The 21594-nt window shown below is 37.3% G+C and carries 26 protein-coding genes; 17 read left to right on the plus strand and 9 right to left on the minus strand.

Translation table 11 applies throughout. From position 1 onward, the window contains the following. Positions 1-5987 (minus strand): putative barnase/colicin E5 family endoribonuclease (locus tag EBF12_RS11775; RefSeq protein WP_244196386.1); only part of this gene is annotated, 5987 nt, incomplete at its 3' end. A gap of 494 nt (positions 5988-6481) precedes the next feature. On the opposite strand from EBF12_RS11775, the gene EBF12_RS05570 reads away from it, so the two are divergent. Next, positions 6482-6727, plus strand: a complete 246-nt coding sequence (locus EBF12_RS05570; protein WP_121726780.1) for a hypothetical protein — start codon at positions 6482-6484, stop codon at positions 6725-6727. Between the two features lie 29 nt (positions 6728-6756). On the opposite strand, the gene EBF12_RS05575 is transcribed toward EBF12_RS05570, so the two are convergent. From EBF12_RS05575 to EBF12_RS05585, 3 genes are read right to left on the minus strand one after another with little or no spacing between them, the layout of a single operon-like run. Beyond that, the gene (locus tag EBF12_RS05575; RefSeq protein WP_244196387.1) at positions 6757-7875 is read right to left on the minus strand and encodes a coiled-coil domain-containing protein; all 1119 of its coding nucleotides are present in this window, start codon (positions 7873-7875) and stop codon (positions 6757-6759) included. Further along, on the minus strand, positions 7820-8497 hold the full coding sequence (locus EBF12_RS11780; protein ID WP_244196388.1) for a portal protein: 678 nt from the start codon (positions 8495-8497) through the stop codon (positions 7820-7822). Before EBF12_RS11780 ends, EBF12_RS05575 begins: the two co-directional genes overlap by 56 nt. A 16-nt stretch (positions 8498-8513) precedes the next feature. Next, positions 8514-8765 (minus strand): hypothetical protein, encoded by a 252-nt coding sequence (locus tag EBF12_RS05585; protein WP_121726781.1) that lies wholly within the window; start codon positions 8763-8765, stop codon positions 8514-8516. Between the two features lie 511 nt (positions 8766-9276). On the opposite strand from EBF12_RS05585, the gene EBF12_RS11085 reads away from it, so the two are divergent. The 3 genes from EBF12_RS11085 to EBF12_RS05600 all read left to right on the plus strand — a co-directional run bounded on the left by EBF12_RS11085 (position 9277) and on the right by EBF12_RS05600 (position 10255). Continuing rightward, positions 9277-9642 carry a hypothetical protein gene (locus EBF12_RS11085; RefSeq protein WP_157979061.1) on the plus strand — a complete coding sequence of 122 codons (366 nt, stop codon included), beginning with the start codon at positions 9277-9279 and terminating at the stop codon, positions 9640-9642. 183 nt (positions 9643-9825) lie between these two features. Beyond that, the gene (locus tag EBF12_RS05595) at positions 9826-10077 is read left to right on the plus strand and encodes a hypothetical protein (protein WP_121726782.1); all 252 of its coding nucleotides are present in this window, start codon (positions 9826-9828) and stop codon (positions 10075-10077) included. Next, positions 10055-10255, plus strand: coding sequence for a hypothetical protein (locus tag EBF12_RS05600; RefSeq protein ID WP_157979062.1), 201 nt, complete (start codon positions 10055-10057; stop codon positions 10253-10255). The genes EBF12_RS05595 and EBF12_RS05600 overlap by 23 nt, the downstream gene beginning before the upstream one ends. Positions 10256-10565: 310 nt before the next feature. Here EBF12_RS05600 and EBF12_RS12315 read toward each other — a convergent pair whose 3' ends face one another. Genes EBF12_RS12315 through EBF12_RS11425 form a run of 3 tightly spaced genes read right to left on the minus strand, consistent with a single transcriptional unit; the run spans position 10566 to position 11172 of the window. Further along, positions 10566-10748 (minus strand): hypothetical protein, encoded by a 183-nt coding sequence (locus tag EBF12_RS12315; RefSeq protein WP_415579728.1) that lies wholly within the window; start codon positions 10746-10748, stop codon positions 10566-10568. Between the two features lie 18 nt (positions 10749-10766). Then, the gene (locus EBF12_RS12320; protein WP_208630953.1) at positions 10767-11003 is read right to left on the minus strand and encodes a Rep family protein; all 237 of its coding nucleotides are present in this window, start codon (positions 11001-11003) and stop codon (positions 10767-10769) included. Continuing rightward, positions 10957-11172, minus strand: a complete 216-nt coding sequence (locus EBF12_RS11425; RefSeq protein WP_208630954.1) for a Rep family protein — start codon at positions 11170-11172, stop codon at positions 10957-10959. The genes EBF12_RS12320 and EBF12_RS11425 overlap by 47 nt, the downstream gene beginning before the upstream one ends. Before the next feature lie 221 nt (positions 11173-11393). On the opposite strand from EBF12_RS11425, the gene EBF12_RS11790 reads away from it, so the two are divergent. The 10 genes from EBF12_RS11790 (at position 11394) to EBF12_RS05640 (ending at position 18346) form a co-directional block, all read left to right on the plus strand. Further along, positions 11394-11516, plus strand: coding sequence for a glycosyltransferase (locus tag EBF12_RS11790; RefSeq protein ID WP_244196389.1), 123 nt, complete (start codon positions 11394-11396; stop codon positions 11514-11516). 146 nt (positions 11517-11662) lie between these two features. Beyond that, positions 11663-11944, plus strand: a complete 282-nt coding sequence (locus EBF12_RS11795) for a glycosyltransferase (protein ID WP_015453572.1) — start codon at positions 11663-11665, stop codon at positions 11942-11944. A 605-nt stretch (positions 11945-12549) separates the two neighbouring features. Continuing rightward, the gene (locus tag EBF12_RS12325) at positions 12550-13176 is read left to right on the plus strand and encodes a methyl-accepting chemotaxis protein (protein WP_415579729.1); all 627 of its coding nucleotides are present in this window, start codon (positions 12550-12552) and stop codon (positions 13174-13176) included. Next, positions 13177-14031: a DUF6056 family protein gene (locus tag EBF12_RS05620; RefSeq protein ID WP_121726785.1), complete on the plus strand. Its 855-nt coding sequence runs from the start codon at positions 13177-13179 to the stop codon at positions 14029-14031. A 53-nt stretch (positions 14032-14084) separates the two neighbouring features. Beyond that, positions 14085-14477: a hypothetical protein gene (locus EBF12_RS11800; protein ID WP_244196390.1), complete on the plus strand. Its 393-nt coding sequence runs from the start codon at positions 14085-14087 to the stop codon at positions 14475-14477. Further along, a complete protein-coding gene (locus tag EBF12_RS11805; protein WP_244196391.1) occupies positions 14407-14925 on the plus strand; it encodes a hypothetical protein in 519 nt (172 codons plus the stop codon). The genes EBF12_RS11800 and EBF12_RS11805 overlap by 71 nt, the downstream gene beginning before the upstream one ends. Beyond that, on the plus strand, positions 14918-15745 hold the full coding sequence (locus tag EBF12_RS11810) for a hypothetical protein (protein WP_244196392.1): 828 nt from the start codon (positions 14918-14920) through the stop codon (positions 15743-15745). Before EBF12_RS11805 ends, EBF12_RS11810 begins: the two co-directional genes overlap by 8 nt. 60 nt (positions 15746-15805) lie before the next feature. Then, positions 15806-16198, plus strand: a complete 393-nt coding sequence (locus tag EBF12_RS05630; RefSeq protein ID WP_121726786.1) for a GtrA family protein — start codon at positions 15806-15808, stop codon at positions 16196-16198. Between the two features lies 1 nt (position 16199). After that, positions 16200-16931 (plus strand): 3-deoxy-manno-octulosonate cytidylyltransferase, encoded by a 732-nt coding sequence (gene kdsB, locus EBF12_RS05635; protein ID WP_121726787.1) that lies wholly within the window; start codon positions 16200-16202, stop codon positions 16929-16931. Between the two features lie 14 nt (positions 16932-16945). Beyond that, positions 16946-18346, plus strand: coding sequence for an MATE family efflux transporter (locus EBF12_RS05640; protein WP_244196393.1), 1401 nt, complete (start codon positions 16946-16948; stop codon positions 18344-18346). A 62-nt stretch (positions 18347-18408) separates the two neighbouring features. Here the strand turns inward: EBF12_RS05640 and EBF12_RS05645 are convergent, their stop codons facing one another. Then, positions 18409-18981 (minus strand): Crp/Fnr family transcriptional regulator, encoded by a 573-nt coding sequence (locus EBF12_RS05645; RefSeq protein WP_121726788.1) that lies wholly within the window; start codon positions 18979-18981, stop codon positions 18409-18411. A gap of 110 nt (positions 18982-19091) precedes the next feature. Between EBF12_RS05645 and EBF12_RS05650 the strand changes: the two genes are divergently transcribed. Genes EBF12_RS05650 through EBF12_RS05660 form a run of 3 tightly spaced genes read left to right on the plus strand, consistent with a single transcriptional unit; the run spans position 19092 to position 20887 of the window. Then, positions 19092-19529 carry a copper resistance protein CopD gene (locus tag EBF12_RS05650; RefSeq protein ID WP_121726789.1) on the plus strand — a complete coding sequence of 146 codons (438 nt, stop codon included), beginning with the start codon at positions 19092-19094 and terminating at the stop codon, positions 19527-19529. Between the two features lie 25 nt (positions 19530-19554). Then, positions 19555-19959, plus strand: a complete 405-nt coding sequence (locus EBF12_RS05655) for a group III truncated hemoglobin (protein WP_121726790.1) — start codon at positions 19555-19557, stop codon at positions 19957-19959. After that, positions 19904-20887: an alpha/beta hydrolase gene (locus EBF12_RS05660; protein WP_244196394.1), complete on the plus strand. Its 984-nt coding sequence runs from the start codon at positions 19904-19906 to the stop codon at positions 20885-20887. Before EBF12_RS05655 ends, EBF12_RS05660 begins: the two co-directional genes overlap by 56 nt. Positions 20888-20889: 2 nt before the next feature. Here the strand turns inward: EBF12_RS05660 and EBF12_RS05665 are convergent, their stop codons facing one another. Then, the gene (locus tag EBF12_RS05665) at positions 20890-21549 is read right to left on the minus strand and encodes a YiiX/YebB-like N1pC/P60 family cysteine hydrolase (protein WP_121726792.1); all 660 of its coding nucleotides are present in this window, start codon (positions 21547-21549) and stop codon (positions 20890-20892) included. Between the last annotated feature and the right edge of the window lie 45 nt (positions 21550-21594).

The raw sequence follows: 21594 nt of genomic DNA on the forward strand, positions 1-21594 counted from the left end.
TCCACTTGCTTTTTAGGTAGAGAATCTATTTTAGATTTAAGGCTTTTAAATAAATCATCTAAGCTAGATTCTGCTTTGGATACACTGCTTTGTGGATTAGCTATACTCTCTCTTAGCTCCCTTAGTTTTGGCATTAGTGAGCTTAAAGCACTTTGGCTTTGGGTAACCTGCCCTTGATTGATAAGATATTCTAAAAAGTCATATATATCTACTTCACTTAAAGCCTTGCCCTGTGTAAAAAATGTCGGTTGTGTGGCAAGTTCTAAGGCTTTTGGAACTTCTTTTAAGCACTCATATAGAGCAGAGCTTGGGTTTTCTTGGCGTGAGAATTTAGCTAGGGCAACGCCAAAGGCTTGAGCGGTAAGATTTTCCACCTTGTTAGAATCTAACACAAGGGCATTTTTTAAGGCTTGTTTATCTTTAGCTAGATTTAAAAAGCTTTCAATATCATTAATTAAATGTGTATAATCTAGCTCTCTTGTAGGATTTTGCTTTGCTGTGTAGAAAATTGCATCGCTTAGTATATCTCTAAACTCTAAGTTTTTAAAGCTAGGATTATGAGCGAGATTATAAAAGCTCCCTGCATTATCTATATACATATTGATGATTTTATTTTTATATTCACTATTGCCTTTTATGGAATCTAGGCTTTGTAAGATATTGCTATTTTTTCCATTTCTCGCTAGGCTTGTTAAAAGGGCTAGATTTGGCTCAAAGGTATTAAGCCCATTGCCTTGCTTATCTATATGTCTTGCCACAAGGCTTTTTAGCTCATTGACATTTTCACTTTGCAAAGCTTTTGGCAGTGTAGCGATATTTTGTCTATATAGACTAAGGGTTGATAGAGCTTTTTCGCCCATTGTGCTTTCTCTACCGATATTTGAGCTAAAAGCAAGTTGAAGTATTTGCTTATCACTCATATTTTCTTTTAATCTTCGCACGATGATTTCATCATTTTCTAATTCCACGCCTAGAAACTCTTTTGCCCCTTGCTTATACTTTTGCTTTGCAGTCTCTGCATTATGTGTTTGTGCGTTAAAAATCTGCCTTAGAGCTTGACTTCTGCGATTCCCGCTTACGACTTTGCCATCTCTTGTGATGATAGGCACTCCATTTACTCCGCCCTCTTGGTAGAATATAAGTTCAGGTTTAAAGTCATTAACGATATTTGCTATTACACCCTCTTGCTTGATTAATCGCCCTTGCGTGTTTGAGTTATCAAAGTTTGGCTTTATATCACTCAGTTTAACTACTGCAAACTCCGCTTCAAATGGAGCAGTCTCATCATTTAGCACTATACTTGTATCTCTTATGGGCTTGTAGAGTATATCCTGCCCCTTATCTAGTGGCACTTCATCAGCGTTTTTGCCAAGTTTTGCTTCTTTTAGGGCGATAATCTCATCTCTTTTAGCTTGAGTTTGTGCCGCAGAATCTGCCATTGCTTGTTGTGCTTTGGCTTCTTTTTGTATTTGGCTTTGTATTTGTGTAGAATCTAGCTTAGCTATTCCAGCTTTGCTCCTCTTTTGTGGTATAATGTCTTTTGCATTTGCTGAAGTAGTCTTTTCAGTTTCACTTTGTGAGCTAGGCAAGTCTGTCCTACGCCTAGCAATGCTTTCATCTTTTTCAAATGCTGTTAGAATCCAATTTTCTTTTTGTCCTTCAAAATCTTTTCTAATACTTAATTTATACATATCATTTTCTAGCTGATACCTATTAGCATTCTCTTTTACAATGGGTAGATTCTGCACTAATTCATCTAATTTATCTATCACTTCAGGGTGGTATTCTACAATCTTTGCTAAACCCCAGCCATCGCTTTTGTCTGTGCCTTTTTCACCCCACGCAAGAGTAATATCCCCTATTTCATCTCTATAAAATGCCCCTTGCACTTGTCCGCTTTTTGTTTCTAGCAAATGTTTTATAGCCTCTTGTGGCTTGTGATAAAACTGCGGATAATTCTCTCCAAACTCGTTTATAGGCTCTACTTTCACACTAGAATCTATCTTTTGTTTGTCATAACCTTGCTCCTCCCCCTTGTCATACTGAGGCTTTGCCGAAGTATCTTTTTTAGAATGAGATTTTTCGCTACCACTCAAAATGACAGAATCTACTTCTTGTGCTAAAGGCTTAGATTCTATTTGTTTGGCAAGTTTATTTTCTAGCTCATCTTTGGCAAACTTCTCTAGGCTTTCTTGTAGCATTAGCTCATCATAGCTATTAATCTGTTCTTTAAAATTACTTTGGATATAGACATTTTCTAGCATATCTTTTGAAAGGAGCAGTTTTTCCCCATTATCTAGCTCCACTACACTCCGCAGGACATTGCCATCTTGTTGCCATTTTAGGTTGTTTGTGGTAGAATCTGCCTTGCGAGTCCATTCAGCTTTGCTTTCACTCGCTCGGCTGGTAAAAGTTTGGATAAGGTCAGCGTTTTTTATTTTTGATTCTATATATTCATTTCTTGCTTTTGGTAAAAATGTGATTAATCTTTTGTTGTCCTGTTCTGTGATGAGCAGTGTGAAAAAGTTATCCCCATCGTTAAAAACCTTAACAAGCTCTTTCCTGTCGCCCTTTGTAAGTTTTATATCCCATTCTTTAAGTGTTGGCTCTACTAAGTTTAAATATGCTAAACGACTTTGTGCATCCTGCTTTTTTTGCAAATGGACAATAAAATTTTCTTGATTCTCCACGCTTTGAGATAAAGTATTTTTAAAAGTTTGTATATCTATCTCTTTTGGAATAGTTTGCCCTTGCGTGTTGTGTAGCTTTGTAATTGCTTCATCTGCGTTGATTTGCAATACTTTTAGGTCATCTGGTTTGGGTGGGGCTTTTTCTACCACTTCCCTTAACTTCTCCACCTGTTCCTTGCTTACCTTGCCATTGCCTATTGTGGTATAAATGAGTGTATCATCATTTATAGCTTTAAGGATACTTTCATCACTTGGCGTGGTTAGAGCATTATTTAAAGCATAGTTTTTAGCTCTATGTTTTAGCTCATCACTTAAAGTTTTTGGATTTGACACATAGCTTTGTATATCTTTTGCCACACTCTCATTGATATAAGCCTCTCCATTAGGATTGCTTGGGCTTTTTGGATTTGGGCTTGTGAGACGGGGATTATTAAGCATATCAAGTGTAATAGCTCGTGGGTATTTCAGCTCTTGGACTGCTTTTTTAAGGTGATGGAGCAGGGCATCTTTATCGCCAATGTAAGGCACTCTAAAAAATAATGCCTTAAACAACCTATTTGTCATAAATACCTGCATTCTGCCTTCCAGCGTAGTGCTTAACGCTCCACTTCCTGCCGCACTTTTAAAGCCCTTAGCTCCACTTAGCTTTTGCATAAACTCATAAGTTTGAGCAAGTTCTTTAAAGATATTAAGTGCATTTTGAGCTTTTGGGTGCAAGGGTAGAGATTCTAATTGCTCTATATCTTTTAGGGCTTTGCTTAAGTCTATAAAGGTAGAACTGTCCTTTTCTTTAATGTGTCGCTCTAGGCTTCTAAAGATAAGCAAGGTTTGTGTATGCTCTTGCATTCTAGGGTCAAATTTGGCAAATATGGTATTCTCTAGCCCCACGATTGAATCTTGCCATTGCTTATCAAGCACAGCTTGTTTCCACTCATCTACACTTCGCATTGAATTTATCGTGCTTTTCTTTGGTTGGTTCATAAAAATAGCTTTTGTGAGTTTATCATTGAGCCTTTGCTTTATGTCTGCATAGGCGATATTTGCTTCTCTAAACTCTTCTAGCACAGCTCTTGCAGATGCATCAAGCTCCCCTTTAGCTATACCACTTTCAATAGTGTTATGAATTTGCGTATCAATGGCGTCTTTAAGCTCTAGGGCATTATCTTGGAATCTAAATTTTTTTAAGGCATTTGGGTTATCGTTATAGTTTCTAATAATGGCATTTACATCTTTTTTTTCTAGGGCTTCTTTAATGGTGATATTCCGCCCTTGCAAATTATTCACTTCACTCACTAATGCTCTGCTTATCTCAGCATTTGCCCCAAACTCTCTTATAGCATAATCTGCGACATTTTTAAAAGGTGTAAGTAAGTCAATGCTTTTGTCTTTAAGTGTAGATTCTAGTTTGGCTACACTTTGAGCGTATTGAGTTTTCACATTGTGTTCTGCTAACTCTACGGCTTTTTGAAAGGCTTTTGGCAGACTAGGATTTGCTTCATCTTTGAGTATTTCTTTAGCGATTAAGTTTTCATAGCTTTGGCTTAGGGCTTTAAAGTCTTTTGCCATTTTATTACTTGCTTCACTTAAGATTCTAGCCTCTACATCATCAAGTTGGTTTGCAAGGCTATCAGCTAAGTCTTTATTTCTTAACGCCGTGCTTAGTAGCTCTTGGCGTTTTTGTGCTAGTGAGCTAGGCTCATTAGTTTTTTTAAAGACTTTAGGAGCATAGGCAGAGACTTTATTTAAGATTTTCTCCGTCAAACTTTCATTTTGAAAGTCTTTTTTAATCAACTCATCACTTTGAGATTCTTGAAAACTTTTTAAAATACGCGGGATTTCATCTTTTTTAGCTTGTTTTGATAAGGCTCTATCAATCGCACCCATATTTTGTCCGCTTAGGGCGAGTTTTACTTGATTTGTGGCTTCTTTTAATAATCCTAAGCCTTTGTCGGTTTTTACCATTCCACCTTTGATTGCCTTATAAGTGGTAGCAACACCTTTAAATACAAAATCCCCCGCGATATTTAGCCCCGCTTCTTGTGAGCCGTGTATAAGAGCTTGGGCTATGTCAAAATCTTTATTGAGCTTTGCATCTACAAGCAAAGAATCTAATGCACCACCTAAAAACGCCCCTCCCGCTCCATATAGCACCATATTGCCAAATCTAGCTTTAGCACTTGCTCCCTTGTTTGCTCCATACATCGCTCCTGCTATACCTAGCCCAAAAGAGCCTTTATTATCATTCAGCACACCTAAAAGCTCTTGGTTAAAATTCTGCTCTACCTTATACGCCCTTTCATCTTTTATGAAATATAGCCCATTTTTGTTATAAGCCACCGCTTCAAAGCCCAAAAACTCCGCTACGCTTTCAAAATTCTTTATCTTTTCTTGTTGCTTTTCACTAAGCGTTTCAGCATTTGAAAGCAGTCCAAAAAACTGCTCATCTTTTAGCACATTTTCTAAGCTCTTTGAGAGTTTGACATAGTTATTTGTCTGCTCCCTTGCCCTTTGTATATCCATAAACATTTTTTGTTTTTCTTGCTTATCTCTAAAAAGAGAGCTAAAAAAGCCCAAATCATTCTCAATGATTTCCTCTTGTTCTTTAGTTAAAATCACTTCTTTGTTTTGATTTTGGGTTTCTCTGATTTCCTCATAGAGTGCAAAGGCTTTTAGCTCATCTTGCAAACCTTTCTCTGCTTGGCTTAAGTGTAAATCATTCTTTAGTCCCAGCTCTTTAGCGACTTCTTTGCTAGGGCGTGTCAAATCACTCACCAAATCATCAGCTACTTCAAAAAAGTTTTTCTTCGCGTTTAATCCTAAATTGAGATATTCTTTAATCTCATTATAATGCGGGATATTCTCTACATCTTTCCCCGCTCTCTTTACAAAAAGTGCTAACTCATCTGTATCTTTAATCAGCTCTTTTATATCATCACTCTCATAGCCAAAAGTGCTAACCACCCCTTGAATATTTTTGCTTACATCGTTGAAAAAGCCTTTATTTGTGTATTTTTCTTTAAACTCACTTGCTTTTTTATTTAAATCCCATTCTGCTCTATGTCCGTATAAGCCTTTATTTGTGGCATTGTCTAAATCAAACTCTACTTTTAGATTTTGTTTAATATAGTCGTATTGTTGCTCTTTTGGGAGATTAAGCGAATCTATCTGCTCCCATTGTATATTTGTAGGATTCTTACGCAAAAAATCAATGCTTTGAGATTTAAACTCACTCTCTCCTAAGTTTTTGCGTTGTGTTTGGTTACTTTGCTCTAGTTTGTCAAAGTTAAAAATTGCCATTTTAGTCCTTTATGCTGTATAAGCCATAGGTTATTATCCCTATGGCAAAGCCCACTGCAAATATAAACATTCCTGTGCTTATCATTTTAGAATCCTATTTTGTTTCATTGTCGTGAAATTTTTCACCTTTAGTCCTTTTTAGATTCCTTTGTGTCGTGGTATAGTATGTTTTTAAGAGAGAAAATTAAAGGGTTAAAGCGGTTAAATGTAAAAGGTTGTTTTAAAAGGGTGAGAGTTATTAAGTAAATATTTATATAAAATATAATATAATTACGCTAATTAAATATCCGCAAGGGTGTTTAATCGGTAGGCGGTAGGGACAATCTTTTAAAGGATTTGAGATGTTAAGTTTCAAGTTCAAAAAGGTTGTGAGAATGCTTAGGCTTAAGATTTTGATTAAAGTCAAAATCTTAAGCCTAGCAATTTAAACAACTTTCCCCACTCTCTTGTGGTGGGGTTAGTTGTATTATATCCTTTTTAAAAAGTGGAGTCAAATGCAAGAGAATAAGCCCTTTTACACAACCCTAAGCTTTGAGCTAGACCTGCAAGAGTTTAAGTCTCTCTACAAACAAGCGGGGTTTAAAAATAAAAATGAGTTAGCAAAATTTTTAGATTTAAGCCATACCACTATCAATGCGTGGGGGAGTGTAACGCCCTTTCCACGCTACATAAAACCCCTTTTAGTTTGTATGATACAAGCCCAAAATAACAAATCCTCAAACTTTAAACACAAAAGCTAAGCCTTAGCCTAAGATTTATCCACGCTTGGTTATCTCATATCCTTCACACTAATCTGCATCGTTTTCTTTGCCATTTTTTGAGCATCACTTTGTTTGCCACTCTCTTGGGGATTATTTGCTTCTTGTTTCATTTGCTCTTGCATTTGACCCATCACTTCGCTTTGAGATTCTAGCTTTTGGCTTTCTTTTTGGAGTTTTTCTATTTGAGCTTGAAGTTTTGCCATTTCTAGCTCTTGCATTTTTTGGCTTATGGGCTGATTTGCTTTGTTTGCTTCTTCTTGTGCTTTATCAGCTTGTGCTAAGACTTCCTCTATATCCTCTATGATTTGAGAATCTGTATCTTTTAGCATTAAAGGCAAAAGTGAAGTAACAATATCGGGTCGTATGCTTGAGATTGTTTTAAAAATCTCACTCCAATGAGCAAACCGCTCTTCTCGCCCTTGCTGTTTGAGCTGGGATTTAAAGTCTAAGTCAAAATGTCCTATCTCTATTTTGTTACTCTCATCGGTATTAATGCTAAAATACCACTCTACTTTCTTTTTATCTGTCATCTTAAACATCTGCGGCTTGGTGAAGTAGTGCTGAATGAAACTTAGCACCTTTTCATAGAGTAATCTATCAGCATTATCTGCGGAATTGACATAATATTGAAGTCCCAAAAGCCCGCTTTCTCGCCTTTGAGCGATAGCTATGCCACTTTGCCTATTTGTCGCCATAGCTAGAGCTTCATCGTTTAAGCCACTTAGGATTTTTGCCATATTTTTCTTTTGCTCACTCTTTTGAGAGAGAGCGGCAATATCGGCTTGGTGCTGCACGAATTGAATCTTATTTTCTTGCAATGCCCCGCTTCTTACACCCACTACGGCATTATCTTGGCTCACTCCCTCTACAAACTCATCTATATCTTCTACTGCATCTAGCTCATATAAAGCCTTTATCGTGCCTAGCATATTCCCCATTTTAATTTCAGCAAAATTAATATAATCCTGTATGGGCTTAATATCACGGAATAATCCATACCAATTATGCTTTTCATCTATGTTATACCTTGCTATGATAAAAGGGTGTGTGTTGTTCTTAAAGGGGCGTTTTTCATATGGTATGCCAAAGGTAGCGATTCCAGCTAAATTTTTCTTCCACTTCCTCATCATATTCCCTTATCCAAGTTTCTATAATATCCACGCGATTATCTACAATAGTGCTGCCATTTTGAAAAATATCTACATTTTCTCCCAAAAGTAGCCTTGCTTCTAAATAGCTCAAATTCTGCTTTTTATGAAAACGATTAGAATCTAGGGCATTTTTATCCACGCTATAAGTATCCACTAAAAAACTTTCATTGTTTAAAGCCTTTAAAGAGATGTGAAAATCGCCTTGTTTGTCTTTATTAACCCATAGCTCTATAACACTCTGTCCCATAAGTAAGTCAAAGTCTCTTTTGTAAATCTCTTTTTCATAGTCTTTTTGTGAGTTAAACACACGCAATAAATCATTTAAAAGATTAGCCAAAGGCTTATATTGTTCTTGTCTGCCACTGACTTTTATCTCTTGCAGACTTTGAATCTTATAGCCCAAAATCTTATCGCATATCATTTTGTAGATATTTTCATAAATGGGGATTTGCCCCCGCCTTGCGAGTTTCTCTAGCTCTTGGGCGGCAAGTTGATGTCCGTGATAATACGCCTTAGCTTCTTTATACTCTTTTAGGGCTTTATCATTTGCTAGGGAATCGTTAGTAAGCATTGTGTTAAGTTCATATAAGCTCAGCATTTTCGCGTGTCTCCTTTTATTGTGTTGGCTTAGGCTTGTCTCTTTGGTTTAAATCGCAGATTCTGCGTTCGCCAACGGCGGCACTTACGCTTAAGTAAGCTTCTTGTTGGCTCACTTGAAAGCTACGATTTAAACTCAAAAATACTTCGCCCCCTTCTTCCGCTGTATTGTCGCCTTTTTGGCTAGAATCGGCGATTATTTCGCAAATCCTGCCGCCCTTTGTTTCTAGTTTTGTATCCCAAAGCCCCACCGCACTCGTGCAAAGCACTCGTCCAAACTTGCAAAATCTTAGAATTTTCTTGTCATACTGAGCCGTAGGCGAAGTATCTTTAATATTCTAAGCCTTTTACACGCTTAAGGCACGCCCACGAACGCCCTTAAGGGTAAGGGGCGGATTTATAAGGGGGAGTGAGCGGTATATCTGCGAACCGACTTCGCATTCGTGCGTAAGCACTAATCCACACTTGCAAATTTAAGCCCCTCCCCCTTATAAAAAAGAAAAAAGGAATTGTGAAAAAGCTCTTGTAGCCTTAACCCACTCAAACAATACAAGTATTAAACACAAAAGCTAAGTTTTTAAAAAGGGTTAAAGTCTTGATATTATAACGATATTATGTTATAATTTACGCTAATTAAATATCCGCAAGGGTGTTTAATCAGTAGGCTGTAGGGAATCACTTTGAAAGGCTTAAAATGAAACTCAAAGCTTGGAGTGTGTCCATTACTTTCAAGCTTGAACTTCATTAATCACACTCCTCTTGCATTATGCAAGGGGTTGTGTGATTATATCTTTTTTAAGAATCGGAGTCAAACAAGTATGTCAAATGTTTTATGTCCGCATTGTCAAAAGCCCATTAATCCAGCTTCACTGCTTAAAACACAGGATAAAGAGACCAAAGAGTGCATTATCTGCGGCAAAAGCTTCACAGGGAGCAAAAAGAGTAAGTTTTGCTCTAATGCGTGCAGATGCAAAGCCTACCAAGCTAAGAAAAAATCTAGTTAAAGCGTTGTCTTTAGGGCTAAAATCTTTGATTCTGCATTCGCCAACCGCGTTATTTTGCAAGTGTGGATTTGTGGCTTTGCCACTGCATATGTTTAATAAACTCCTTGTTGGCTTATTTGAAAACAAAGATTTTAACTCGTAAATACTTCCCCTATGGTTTTAAGTGTAGTGTTAGCAAAACACAGAGCTGTGAAATCAAATAAAAGGATTCTAAAATGCTAAAAGTCGTAGTAACCCCCTAAGTGTTTGCCAAGCAAACCACCTATTTTGAGTGGTTTCTAAACATTTGCTATAATTTTTGCAATACAAAAACTAAGGGGAAAAAATGGAAACACCAAAGAAAAATAAAGGCGGCAGACCTAGAAAATATGGAGAAAAAACTTCCATTCAAAGCCTTAGAGTAAGTCAAACAATAAAAAGCTTCTGTCAAAGCCTTGATAATGCAAACGATTTTTTAATTGACACAATCCAAATACACCAGAATATAAAGCCTTTATTGCTAAAAGAGAAGCAGAGCAACACAAAGACCAACCTAGTCTGTTTAAAGGGGAATAATGAGCCAAAAAGAACGCATTAAACTAGAGATTGATGTTTTTAAAAGCTTTAATATTGGCTTTTCTTACTGCTATCTTTGGAATTTTTGGTTATGCCCTTATGAATTATGCAAAGATAAATCTACTGCAAGGAATAGGCGGTTTTGTAGGCTTAATCATTATCTTTGTAGCTCTTTACTTCGTTGTAAAGAGAATAATTAAGAATCTAAAACAAATCGAGGAGCTAGAATGATAGGACTTATTGTTAGTATGATGGCTTTAATAGTTCTTGGAAGTTCGGTATTTATGATTTTAAAAATGTTTGAAAACAAATAAACTCATTCTTTTCAATCCAGCAGTATAAGAAACTACGCTTTACTTTTTTAGTCAAGGGCGTCGCAAAAAATGCTCTTTAAAAGCTCATAAATGGCTTTTAAATCGTTTTTTTGCTTGCAGGTAAGGGTTACCCATTACCCTTGACTAAAACCGCTTGTTTCTTTTTGGCTGGCTATGAAAGAATGAGAAGTTATATCTACCGCTTTGCAGTAGATTCTGCTTTGTGTCGGCGTGATTTTAGATACATATTCATCACCATAGCAGAATTAAGGCTCAATGCTTCAAACCAACTAGGTTCATTCTCTGCCGCATAGTTAAACAATTCGCTAAACTCTCTAATATCGTTTGCTTCGCAAAAACTCCGCATATCGTTGATAATCCTAAGTCTAGTTTCTTTTTAACCATATATCTCAAGTGTTGCATTAATACCCACAGCCTTAATATCTTTGAAGTCGTATTGTGCTTTTTCAGGATTATCAAGGTGTATAAAGTATCTCATCAAGCCTTGCAAATTATGAACTTTCTGCGGTATTGTAGCGTTGATTGTGTCGCTAATCTCTTTAACCTGCTCGTATCGCTTAACGCCATCAAACACTAAAACTATATGCCAATGTGGCTTTTTTTTGTGTCTCATCAGCGTTAATGTCGCTATCGTGCAAGGGACTTCTAGCCCATTTGAGATTAAATTGTTCTGTTAGAATCTGCTCCCAATCAGCAGGAACGCTATCAGGGTAAGCGATGAAGCTCCAAATTCTTGTGCGACCTTGACCGTCTTTATTTGTTTTTTGGTTTTCTTTTGGCATAATTACGCCTCCATTAGTGATTTTAAAAGGTTAGGTTTCAAAGTTTGGCGACTAGAACCTAACTTTTTTTTGCATTATAATAAACTTTGATAATACAAAACAATTTTCTCCCTTAAATTTCAAAATCCATAGAATCTAGATTCCAAAAAGCAATAAACTTTCCTTAAAGGTATTTAAAGTATAATCCCGCCTTAATGATTTTTTAAGATTAAAGGGTGTGAATGGCAAAGCTTTCAGTTGTCGTGCCTTGCTACAATGAGGCTAAAAATATTATGGCATTTTATACAAGTATGCTAGAAGTATTTACCGCCATAGTTTGCCATCACGACCATACAAAATTTTGAACTCGTCTTTGTCAATGATGGAAGCAAAGATGAAACGCTTTTGACACTGCGAAATTTAGAAAATCAAATCTTATCATCATTTGCCCACAGTTAAAATTTCAATCTCTATTGTTGATTTTTCGCGTAATTTTGGTAAGGAAGCGGCGATGTATGCGGGGCTACAAACAAGCAGTGGGGATTGTGTAGTGATTATTGATGCGGATTTACAAGATCCGCCTTTGATGATTGTTGAGATGTTTGATAAATGGTGTAATGATGAAGCGGATATAGTGTATGCAAGGAGGGTTTCGCGTAAAGGGGAAGGATTCTTGCGTGCGAGACTAAGCGAGGGTTTTTATGTCTTAAGCAATTTTATTTCTGATGTGCGTTTGGAATCTGGTGTATTAATAATCCTACTTGGTTTCTCTATCACAATATTCCCTGTCTAAAGAGTAAAAAGAAAAACCATTAGATTTTATGCACTTACATTAAGATTCTAACGCTAGAATTACGCACTTTTTTAAAAAAGGATATTATCATGTTTAAATCACTCTATTTTCGTATGCGAATTATTCACATTCTAGGTATCATCATACTCGCAACCAATGCCTTGCTCTTTACTGAGAATCTCATAGGGCAAATTGTGCAATTTGTCATCGTGGTCGCACTTATCATACACGATATCGATGAAAAGACTTGGGGTGTGAATATGACAAAAATCATTGCTAAGGAATTAAATTCTATCACACTAGCTTCAAAAATCAATGTCAATACTTCATATAGCACAGAAAATGGTAAGATTCTCGCACTTATCGATGATTTTAAGGCGCGTATACAAGCCGTAGTAAAAACTATACATGAAAAAGTCAAAAGTGGTCAAACAGATATCAACGGACTTGGCAATATCGCAGATTCTCTTGAAAGCCTCTCACAAGATATGAATGCTATCGTAGAATCCACAAACATAAAAGTAGTTTCTACAAGCGCGCTTTTGCAAACTTTTAACGAAGAAATTTTGCAAACCAAATCCGAGCAAGAATCGATGTTTGCTGCTATGCAAGAAATTAGAGCACTCCTTAAAGATGTATATAATTTGGTAGAAAATATCTTTAGCCAAAATGCCAATCTCATCTCGCACTTTGAATCTCTAGAAAACAATACCAATACAATTATCAATATCGTTGAAACCGTGCGCTCTATTGCTGATCAAACAAATCTTTTAGCGCTTAATGCCGCTATTGAGGCTGCAAGAGCGGGAGAGCATGGAAGAGGCTTCGCTGTGGTAGCTGATGAAGTAAGAAAACTAGCAGAAAATACCCAACATAGCCTTGGTGAAATCGATAGTAATGTCAAAGCAATGACTCAAGATGTCAATGAAAGCAAACAAATCATCATAGAAAATAAAGAAAATGTAGAAAGTCTGCTTTCACGCACCAACGATGTAAACACCAAGATTGATACTTTTGAGGATATCTTTAATGAAAGCTTTGAAACTACCCAAAAGCTTATCGATCATAGCGATGTGATGAGCAAAGATCTCACAATCATCAACGAAGATATGAAAAAAATCCTAGATTTTGCCAAATATAATCTCACAACCTCTCAAAATGTGTATGGCATATCTTTATCTATCCAAAATAGCTTTGGGGAGCTCAAAAAAAGCGTAGAAAATCTCGCATAAATGAGCTTAAGTTTATGTGTGCTACTTAGTCCCGGACACGCAAAAAGGGCAGCATTGTTTAAATCTTGGGGTGGATTCTATACCTTAAGCGATATTTGGGCTATGAGCTTGGAAGAGAAGTTGCGACTTGTAAATGATAGATATACAGGGTTTACAACCGCTTCTTTGCTTTTCTTTATTATTCCATCATTATTGTTTGTTTTGAATTGTAGCTATTTTAAGAGTAAGAAACTATGGGGTATAGGTGTATTGCTGTGTGTCATTGCTATAAGTGTTGTTGTCAAGAATCATAAAAGATTTTTATCCGATTTTAAAGAGAATTATGGTGGGTTGTTGTATTTTTCTGTGCTTTTTGTTTTATTGTTAGCGGCGGTGTGGTTTTATCGTAGAGAACATAATGAATCTACGAAGAGGCTGTTTATAAAAATCTTATTGCTTTTTGTGTTGTTTTGTGTGTTTGTTGGCACAACGATACAGGTGGGGATTCCCGATAGGGCAGGGCTTATGTTTATTTTAATCACTGCAATAATGGTGGCATTTGTATATCAGCATTGGAGTGCGATGAATGAGAGTGGAGCTAAGAAATGTAATAAGTGGATTTTTGCCCTTTTATGTGGATATGGCTTGTTTGTGTTGAGTGCATATATTGATGGGCGGCTAAAGTGGGAGAGAATGCTAGATTCTATACAGGAGCAAAAAATGCAGGGCAAGGAAGAGATTGTGGTGAGTGCTAAAACATTTCAGTCTTTTTATCGTAAATATGGTGATTGGGGGAATCCGGGAGAAGATCCAAGCGTATGGCCAAACACAACTTACGCTCATTATTATGGAGTTAAATCTTTTGTAGCAAAATAAGCTCCCCCAAACGAATAGCTTAAAAGAATTAAATCTAAAATAAAGGAGTAAAAATGAGTAAAATTTTGACACAAAAAAGTGTGAGTGTGCTATTTTGGGGCTTTGTATGTGTGTATGCTTTTTTGGTGGCGTATAATGCTGATTTTAGCGTAATTGATGATCACACATTGCTATCAACGCTTTTTGTTGGGAAAGATATTCCTTTGTTTATTATTCCAGATATTGGGAGATTTTTCCCACTTGATGGGCAGGAGTTAAATATTTTATCAGCAGTTTTTGGTGTTAAGACAAGTGTGTTTTATATGTTTAATGCGTTGTGTGTGTTTGTGGTTGTTTTGTGTTTGCAATATGCTTTAAGGGTATTTTTACAAGAGATTGCTTATAGCGAATCTCTTGCTTCATCAGTTTCTGCCCCCCCCCCCGTTAAATCATTCTCTATCCGTTAAAATAAATCTCATCTACTTTGTTTTATTCCTTTTGCTAGTATCTCCAGCCTTTAGCACTTCGTGGCTTAGGCTATTTGTGCCAGAGCGTATGGAGTTTGTATTTTTGAGTATATTTTTGATGTGCTATGCGTATGTTTTGCAGCATAAACAAGCAATTTTTGCCCTTATATGTGGCATTATAAGTGCTAATATTGCGTTGTATTATAAAGAGACTGCGTTTGCTATGATAGGAGCTTTTGCCTTTGTGATGTTGGTATGTGGGTATAGAAATTTTAGCGTTCAAATTAGAATCTTTAACCTAGTTTTGCTTTTAAGCTCCATAGTGTGGCTTGTGGTGTATTATTATGTGGTTTTGCTCAATAAGCAAGGCGATGGATTCTATGGGGAAACGCCCTATAATGCCCTATTGATGGTTGGAAAAGGTTTTTTTTACAGGCTTGATGAATGAACCTTTTTTGTATGGCGTGGTGTTTGTGGGATTGCTGCATAGAATCTATATGGTATTTGTGAAAAAATCAGCATTTAATCCCCTGCTAGATAGTAGTGTAGTCGCAAGTGCCATTTTGTTACTTGAATATATTGTGCTAAGGCTAGGCAGTTTGCATTATCCACTGCCAGCATATATTTTTGCTCTTATTGTCATTGGCTATTTTCTTGGAAAGTGGCGATGGCATAGGGTTGGGAAAGTGTTTTTGTGGTTTATTAGCATTATTTTTATAAGCAACACTCTTTTTATGTTTATATATTATTTTGCTCATTATAAATTTGTGCCAGTGAATTTTCAATCAACCCTTAGCTTTGTAAGTCAATATACACAACAGAATCCACATACAAAAATCTATCTTGAAGGAGTGGATAGGGCAAGTAATGTGGAGGTATATCATAGTTTTGGTGAATGGCTTTTGTATTTCAAAGCGTTGGATTTTGATCTATTGAGTGATAGGGCAGTAGATGAGCGATTCTTCCGTGAAGAGGATTCTGCTGCTAAATGGAGTGTTTTTAAAAACAATGAGATTGTTCCTAAAAAGAGTGGTGATATTGTCATTATCACACCTTTTACTGCTGAAATTCTAAATATGGATAGCTTAATGGAGCGATATGAACTCTTATTTGTAGCAGACTATGGCTATAATGTGCCGCTTTTAGGAATAAAATCTTTTTTAAAAAATGCTTTAATGTGGCTTGGGATAACAAAAAATAGTGATATGATTATTTCACAAAATATTTATGGTTTGCCTTTGCATTTTTATGTAATGCGTGTGCGTTAGCTCTTTGTAAGTCATTAAATCCCTTGTGATATAATCAGCCCAAATGTGTGGAGTGCAGGAATGAAAGACATATATCAAAAGGGTGTAAAATATCTTGCTGTGGGGGTGGCAAATACCTTTGTGGGCTATGGTATGATATTTGGGCTTATGTGGGGTGGGCTAATGCCCGAAATTGCAAATATTTTGGGCTATAGCGTTGGCTTTATTGTCTCTTATTTACTTAATAAACGCTACACTTTTGCTTCTCCTGCTTCGCACAAAAGGGATTTGCCTCGTTTTGGGCTTACTATGGGCTTAGCCTATATCGCTCAGCTTGGCAGTATGAGTACTTTGCATCGTGTATGCGAGATTAACCCCTATGTGGCGACTATTATAGGCAGTGGTGTGTATGTTGTGGTGGGTTTTTTTGTCAGCAAAAATTGGGCGTTTGTGAGCCATAAAAAAGGAGAATAGAATGATTGTCATTCCGGCACGATTAGAATCTACGCGTTTTCCACAAAAGGTGCTGTGTGATTTGGGCGGGTTGCCTATGGTAGTGCGGACTGCATTGAATGCGGGGGCGGTTGATGAAGTGGTCGTGGCTTGTGATGATAGGCAAATAGAATCTGTGTGTAAAAAGCACAATATCCCCTGTGTGCTAACAAGCAAGGAGCATAGTAGTGGCACGGATAGATGTGCGGAGGCGATAAGAAAGCTTGGCGTGGCAAAAGATGAGATAGTGATAAATGTTCAAGCTGATGAGCCATTTTTGGAACAAGGTGTGATCGTAACCTTGCAGAATCTAATGAAGGACAAGCAGCCTTTTATGGCAAGTCTTGCTAAGGTGATTGATGGAGAGCAAATCATAGATTCAAATCTTGTCAAAGTCGTGTGTAATGCTAAAGATGAGGCGATTTACTTCTCTCGTGCTCCTATTCCATTTTGTAGAGATGGGGTATGTGAGGCATTGCAAGATACGCCTTATTTGGGACATTTGGGGCTTTATGGGTTTTTTGCTAGAACTTTGGAGGAGTTTTGCTCCCTGCCAAAAAGCCCACTAGAAGATATAGAAAAATTAGAGCAGCTTCGTGCGATATATCATAAAAAAAGCATTGCAATGGCGGTTGTGGAGACACAGAGTGTGGGGATTGATACACGAGAGGATTATGAAAAGGCATTGCAGTATTTGACACATAATATGAAGTGATAAAAGGGTAAAAAATGAGTGTAGCAAGTGTGGAGACAAGTGCGAATGACAAAGTGGATATGCGTAAAGATTCTGTCTATAAGCTTTTTTTCTACTTTTTTATCCCAAATCTCTGTGCGATGTTGGCTCTTTCTACATATTCTACTATTGATGGAATCTTTGTTGGCAAAAAGCTAGGTGAAGATGCTTTGGCAGCTATTGGGCTATGTTGGCCTGTGTTTCCTGTGCTTATTGCATTTGAGTTACTTTTTGGTTTAGGAGCAGCATCAATTGCGGCATATTTTTTGGGGAAGGGGCAGGATCATCGTGCTAGGCTAATGTTTAGCTCCGTTGTTTATTTTGCTTCAATCAGTTCGGTGTGTATTGGGATCTTGCTCTTTGTGTATGCAAGGGAGGTTGGCATTGCACTTGGGGCAAGTGGAGATGTGCTAGATTATGTTGTGGAATATTTGCAGGTTATTTTTCTTAGTGCAGTAATTATTGTTCTGCACCCATTACTTGATGTTTTTGTGATTAATGATAAACGACCTATCCTTGCGATGATGGCGATGATTATCGGCTCGGTTTCAAATATTATTTTGAATTATATTTTTCTTTTTGTTTTAGAGCTTGGTATGTTTGGCTCAGCTTTGGCGACAGCTTTAGGACACGGGCTTGGTATGAGCATACTCTTAACGCATTTTGTGAGAAAAAAAGGGCGGATTTATCTTGTCAAACGCTTTAGTTTTAATGCTGTGTTGGCTTCAGCAAAAAATGGAATCCCACAAAGTCTATCCGAACTTAGCGTAGCGGTGGTAATTGTGGTGTTTAATCACACGCTTGTCTCCCTTGCGATTGATGAGGGTATGAAGGTGAGCTACTTGGCGATTTATAGCATTGTGATGTATGTGGGTGTGGTGTGCTTTACGATTTTGCTTTCTTGTGCGCAAGGGGTGCAGCCTGTGGCGAGCTATAACTATGGTGCAAAGCAAATGGGGCGTGTAAAGCAGGTCTATGCCTTTGGCGTAGGCTTTGCTACATTAATTGGAATCTTGGTGTATGTGATATTTTTGTTTGCAGATTCTCATCTTGTGAAGTTGTTTTTGAAAAGTGGGCAGGAGTGGATTTTAGAGCCTACGCTTGAAGCGATGAAGGTGTATTATGTGGGATATATTTTCCTTGGGCTTAATATTGTTAGCTCTATATTTTTTCAATCCATTCAACGCCCTAGAAGCTCGTTTGTTATCACACTTTCTTACAATCTCATTTTTATTATCCCCTTGCTTTTTGTGCTATCTCATTTGTATGGGGTGCTTGGTGTGTGGGTGTCCTATCCGCTTTCACTGATTTGTTCAAGTGTTGTAGTTGTAGGTGTGCTGTTGTATGAGTATCGCTATGGGGTATTTAAAGATTCTGCAATCAAAGCTCTTGTATAGAATCTAAAGCCATAGATTCTATACCTTTACGCAAAAAAGTTTTATTTAAGATTTATATTTTATTAGAGCAGCGTGATTTTACCCTTATGTGTGGTGAGTATGCCCTGTGTCTTTAGGGTTTTAAGTGTGCGGGATAGGGATTCTGGTGCGATATTTAGGGCGTTTGCGATGTGTCGTTGAGTGAGTGTATGGAGGCTGTCTTTGTTGTGTGAGAGATAGTTTAGGACTTTTTCTTGCAAGCTTTGGTTTTGCAGGGCAATGTGAGATTCTAGAATCTGTATCTTTTTGCATAATGAAGTGATAAAAAGTAGGCAAATCTTGCTGTTTTCCAAACAATGTGTGTGGAATTTTTCATAACTTATAGTGATAATCTCGCATATTGAGGCACATTCTGCATTTGCTGGATAGGGGTTTTGCATAAAAAAGGGCATTTCAGCGATAAATTGCGGAGATGAAAGCGTATGTAATGTCAGCTGTGTGCTTGAGATATGCTCTTTTGTCTTATAAAGTCGCACCTTGCCGCTAAGAAGCAAGTATAAATGTGTGGGCATAACACCTTGCAGGAAGAGAATCTCGCCATTTTGATATGTGCGCTTGCTGCCGATTTGATCCATAATATTAAATAGCTCTTGCATAAATAATCCTTTAAAAAATATATAATCTTAACATATATCAATGTTTTCTTGTGTGATTTTGTTTAATATTGCACTTAGATTCTGTAATTTATCATTATGAAAGGATACAAATGGAAGCAATCTATCCATATATGCTTACGCTACATTTGCTTTGTGCGATTATATTTTTGGGATTTATTTTCACTGATGTGGTGCTACTTAGTCCGTTAAAAAAGGTATTTGGCGAAGAGTTAGCCGATAAAATCTTTGGCACTATCTCAAAGCGGGGTATAAAAATAATGCCCCTTTGTCTGCTTTTGCTTTTATTGAGTGGCGGAGTGATGATAAGCCGCTATGTAGGTACAACGCAAGGATTTTTTAACTCACCTTTGCAGGTGCTATTGATGATAAAGGTCGTATTTGCGTTGTGTATTGTATGCATGATGATTGTGTCTTTATCGTGTAAGTTTTTGGGACTAAAAAATCCATTGGCAAAAAGCATTCACAAGGTGGCTTTAGTGCTTGGATTTTTCATCGTGGTGTTGGCAAAAATGGCATTTTATATGTGAAGTTAATTTCAAAAAAGGAGCGAATATGCAGGAAAAATTTGATGTGATAAGTGAAGATTCTATTATTAGGCTTATGGATATTTTTTATAATAAGGTGCGTTTTGATAAGCGTGGGCTAGGCGATGTGTTTAATGCTAAAATTGGCACTGATGAGATTGCGTGGGAGAAGCATAAAGCAAAAATTGCGACATTTTGGCAGGGTATGCTTTTAAATAGTGGCGATTATAGCGGGCAACCTTTGAAAGCCCATCTTGACCTGCCCCCTTTTCCTAGGGAGCTTTTTGCTGTGTGGCTTGAGCTTTTTAAGCAAAGTTTAGAATCTGTATATGCAAAAGATGAGCATATTGCAATGATTATGGAAAGGGCAGAGATGATTGCTAAGCGATTTATGTTTATGCTGTATGAGAGTGGGTATGTGGAGCGTGGATAAGGCAAGAGCTAGAATCCTATCTTTTGTAGTATTGCTGTGTGTCAGTGCGTGGGCAAAGCCTAGCGGAGTGATTGATCCGTTAGGTGTAAAGGCAAAAGAGCTTTTTGAGATTAAGACTTTTTGCATAAGGGGCAGTGGAGGGAAAACTAAAGAAATTATGCCAAATTCCTCGTGTGGGGAAGTGGGACGGAGAGATTCTATAAAAGATTTCAAACATAGGTGGTTTCAAATCCACATCGCTTTACCAAAAATAAAAAGTGATACACAGAGTGTGTTTTATATGCTTGATGGTAACGCATTTTTCCCTATAATTCTTAATCTTGTAAGTGCTGATATAGGTAGGTATGATAAGCTTCCTCTTATTGTGGGCATTGGACATAATAGCCCCTTGGCTTTTGATAGGGCTTTGCGAAGCTATGATTATTTGCCTTTTGTGCCACGAGATTCTATACTTACGCAAAGGGTTGATGAAACCGGTGGGGTAGAGCAATTTTTGGATTTTATAGCAAGTCAAGTTTTGTCTTTTGTAGCAGAACAATATGGGACTCCCAAAAAGCAGTTGCTCTTTGGTCATTCTTTTGGAGGCGTGTGTGTTTTGGAGGCATTTTTTACCCAAAAGGGTGGTTTTACTCATTATGTGAGTGCTTCTCCTTCATTGTGGATTGATAGGGGGCAGTTTGTTAAAAATAGTGTGGCAAATCTTACAACATCATTAAATGCACAAATGTTTTTAACATACGGAAGTTTGGAGAGGGAAAGTCAAATAACAACACAAGCTGATAAAATATCTCAAGGCAAAGTTGTAGATATTGATGAGATAGTGGGGATATTAGGGGTAAATTATAAAGAATTTGTCAATCAAACTCACGGCAGTTCAATCCCTTATGCACTGCAATGGAGTTTATACGAATTTATGAAGCAAGATTAGCATTATTTTACTTGAATAAGCACCTTGTCCCTTGCCATATCATTTGGGTTTGTGCCTAGCTCACCTTGTGGAATAGGCTTTTGTAGCTTATTGAAAATATCCTTCCAGTATTGTGGCAAAGTGCCATCGGGTGCATAAAAATTCATAGGTTTTGCACTAAAAATGTGCCGCCCTTTTGTATCTAAAAAAGCTTCATACACAAGCTCACTGCAATACATCGCACCATTATTTGCCGTGTAAGTAAAGTCATAAGGCTCTCCTAAATGCTTTTCTGCACGCTTGATACTTGCTTGTATATCCACATTTTTGGCTACTTTTGGAGCAAGACGCATAATATCAAAATGTGGATTTTCTTTAAGAAAAACCTCAAGCTTTTTGCGGACTACACCTTGCTTTGGCTCTGCTTCTAACACAGAATCTAAATGCAAATCAAAGATTCCTATATGCGTGTAGCTTACCTCATCTTTTTGTGTGGCTTGGCTAATGGCTTTGTCAAATGAAGATTGTGAGGCTTTGACAAAGATTAAATCCCCGTGTTGCAACTTTAGCTCTTGTGCCAAGGGGGAAGGGGTAGGGCTATTCACGCTAATGCTTTGATTTGCTAGGCAAGTGAGAGAGAATAGCACAAGACCTGCAAGAATTTTCTGTATAAAATGGCTCATTATATTCCTTTATTTTTGGGGTAGAAAGGGTGGATTCTAGCATAT

Source organism: Helicobacter labetoulli (genome assembly GCF_003670275.1).
Taxonomy (GTDB): domain Bacteria; phylum Campylobacterota; class Campylobacteria; order Campylobacterales; family Helicobacteraceae; genus Helicobacter_C; species Helicobacter_C labetoulli.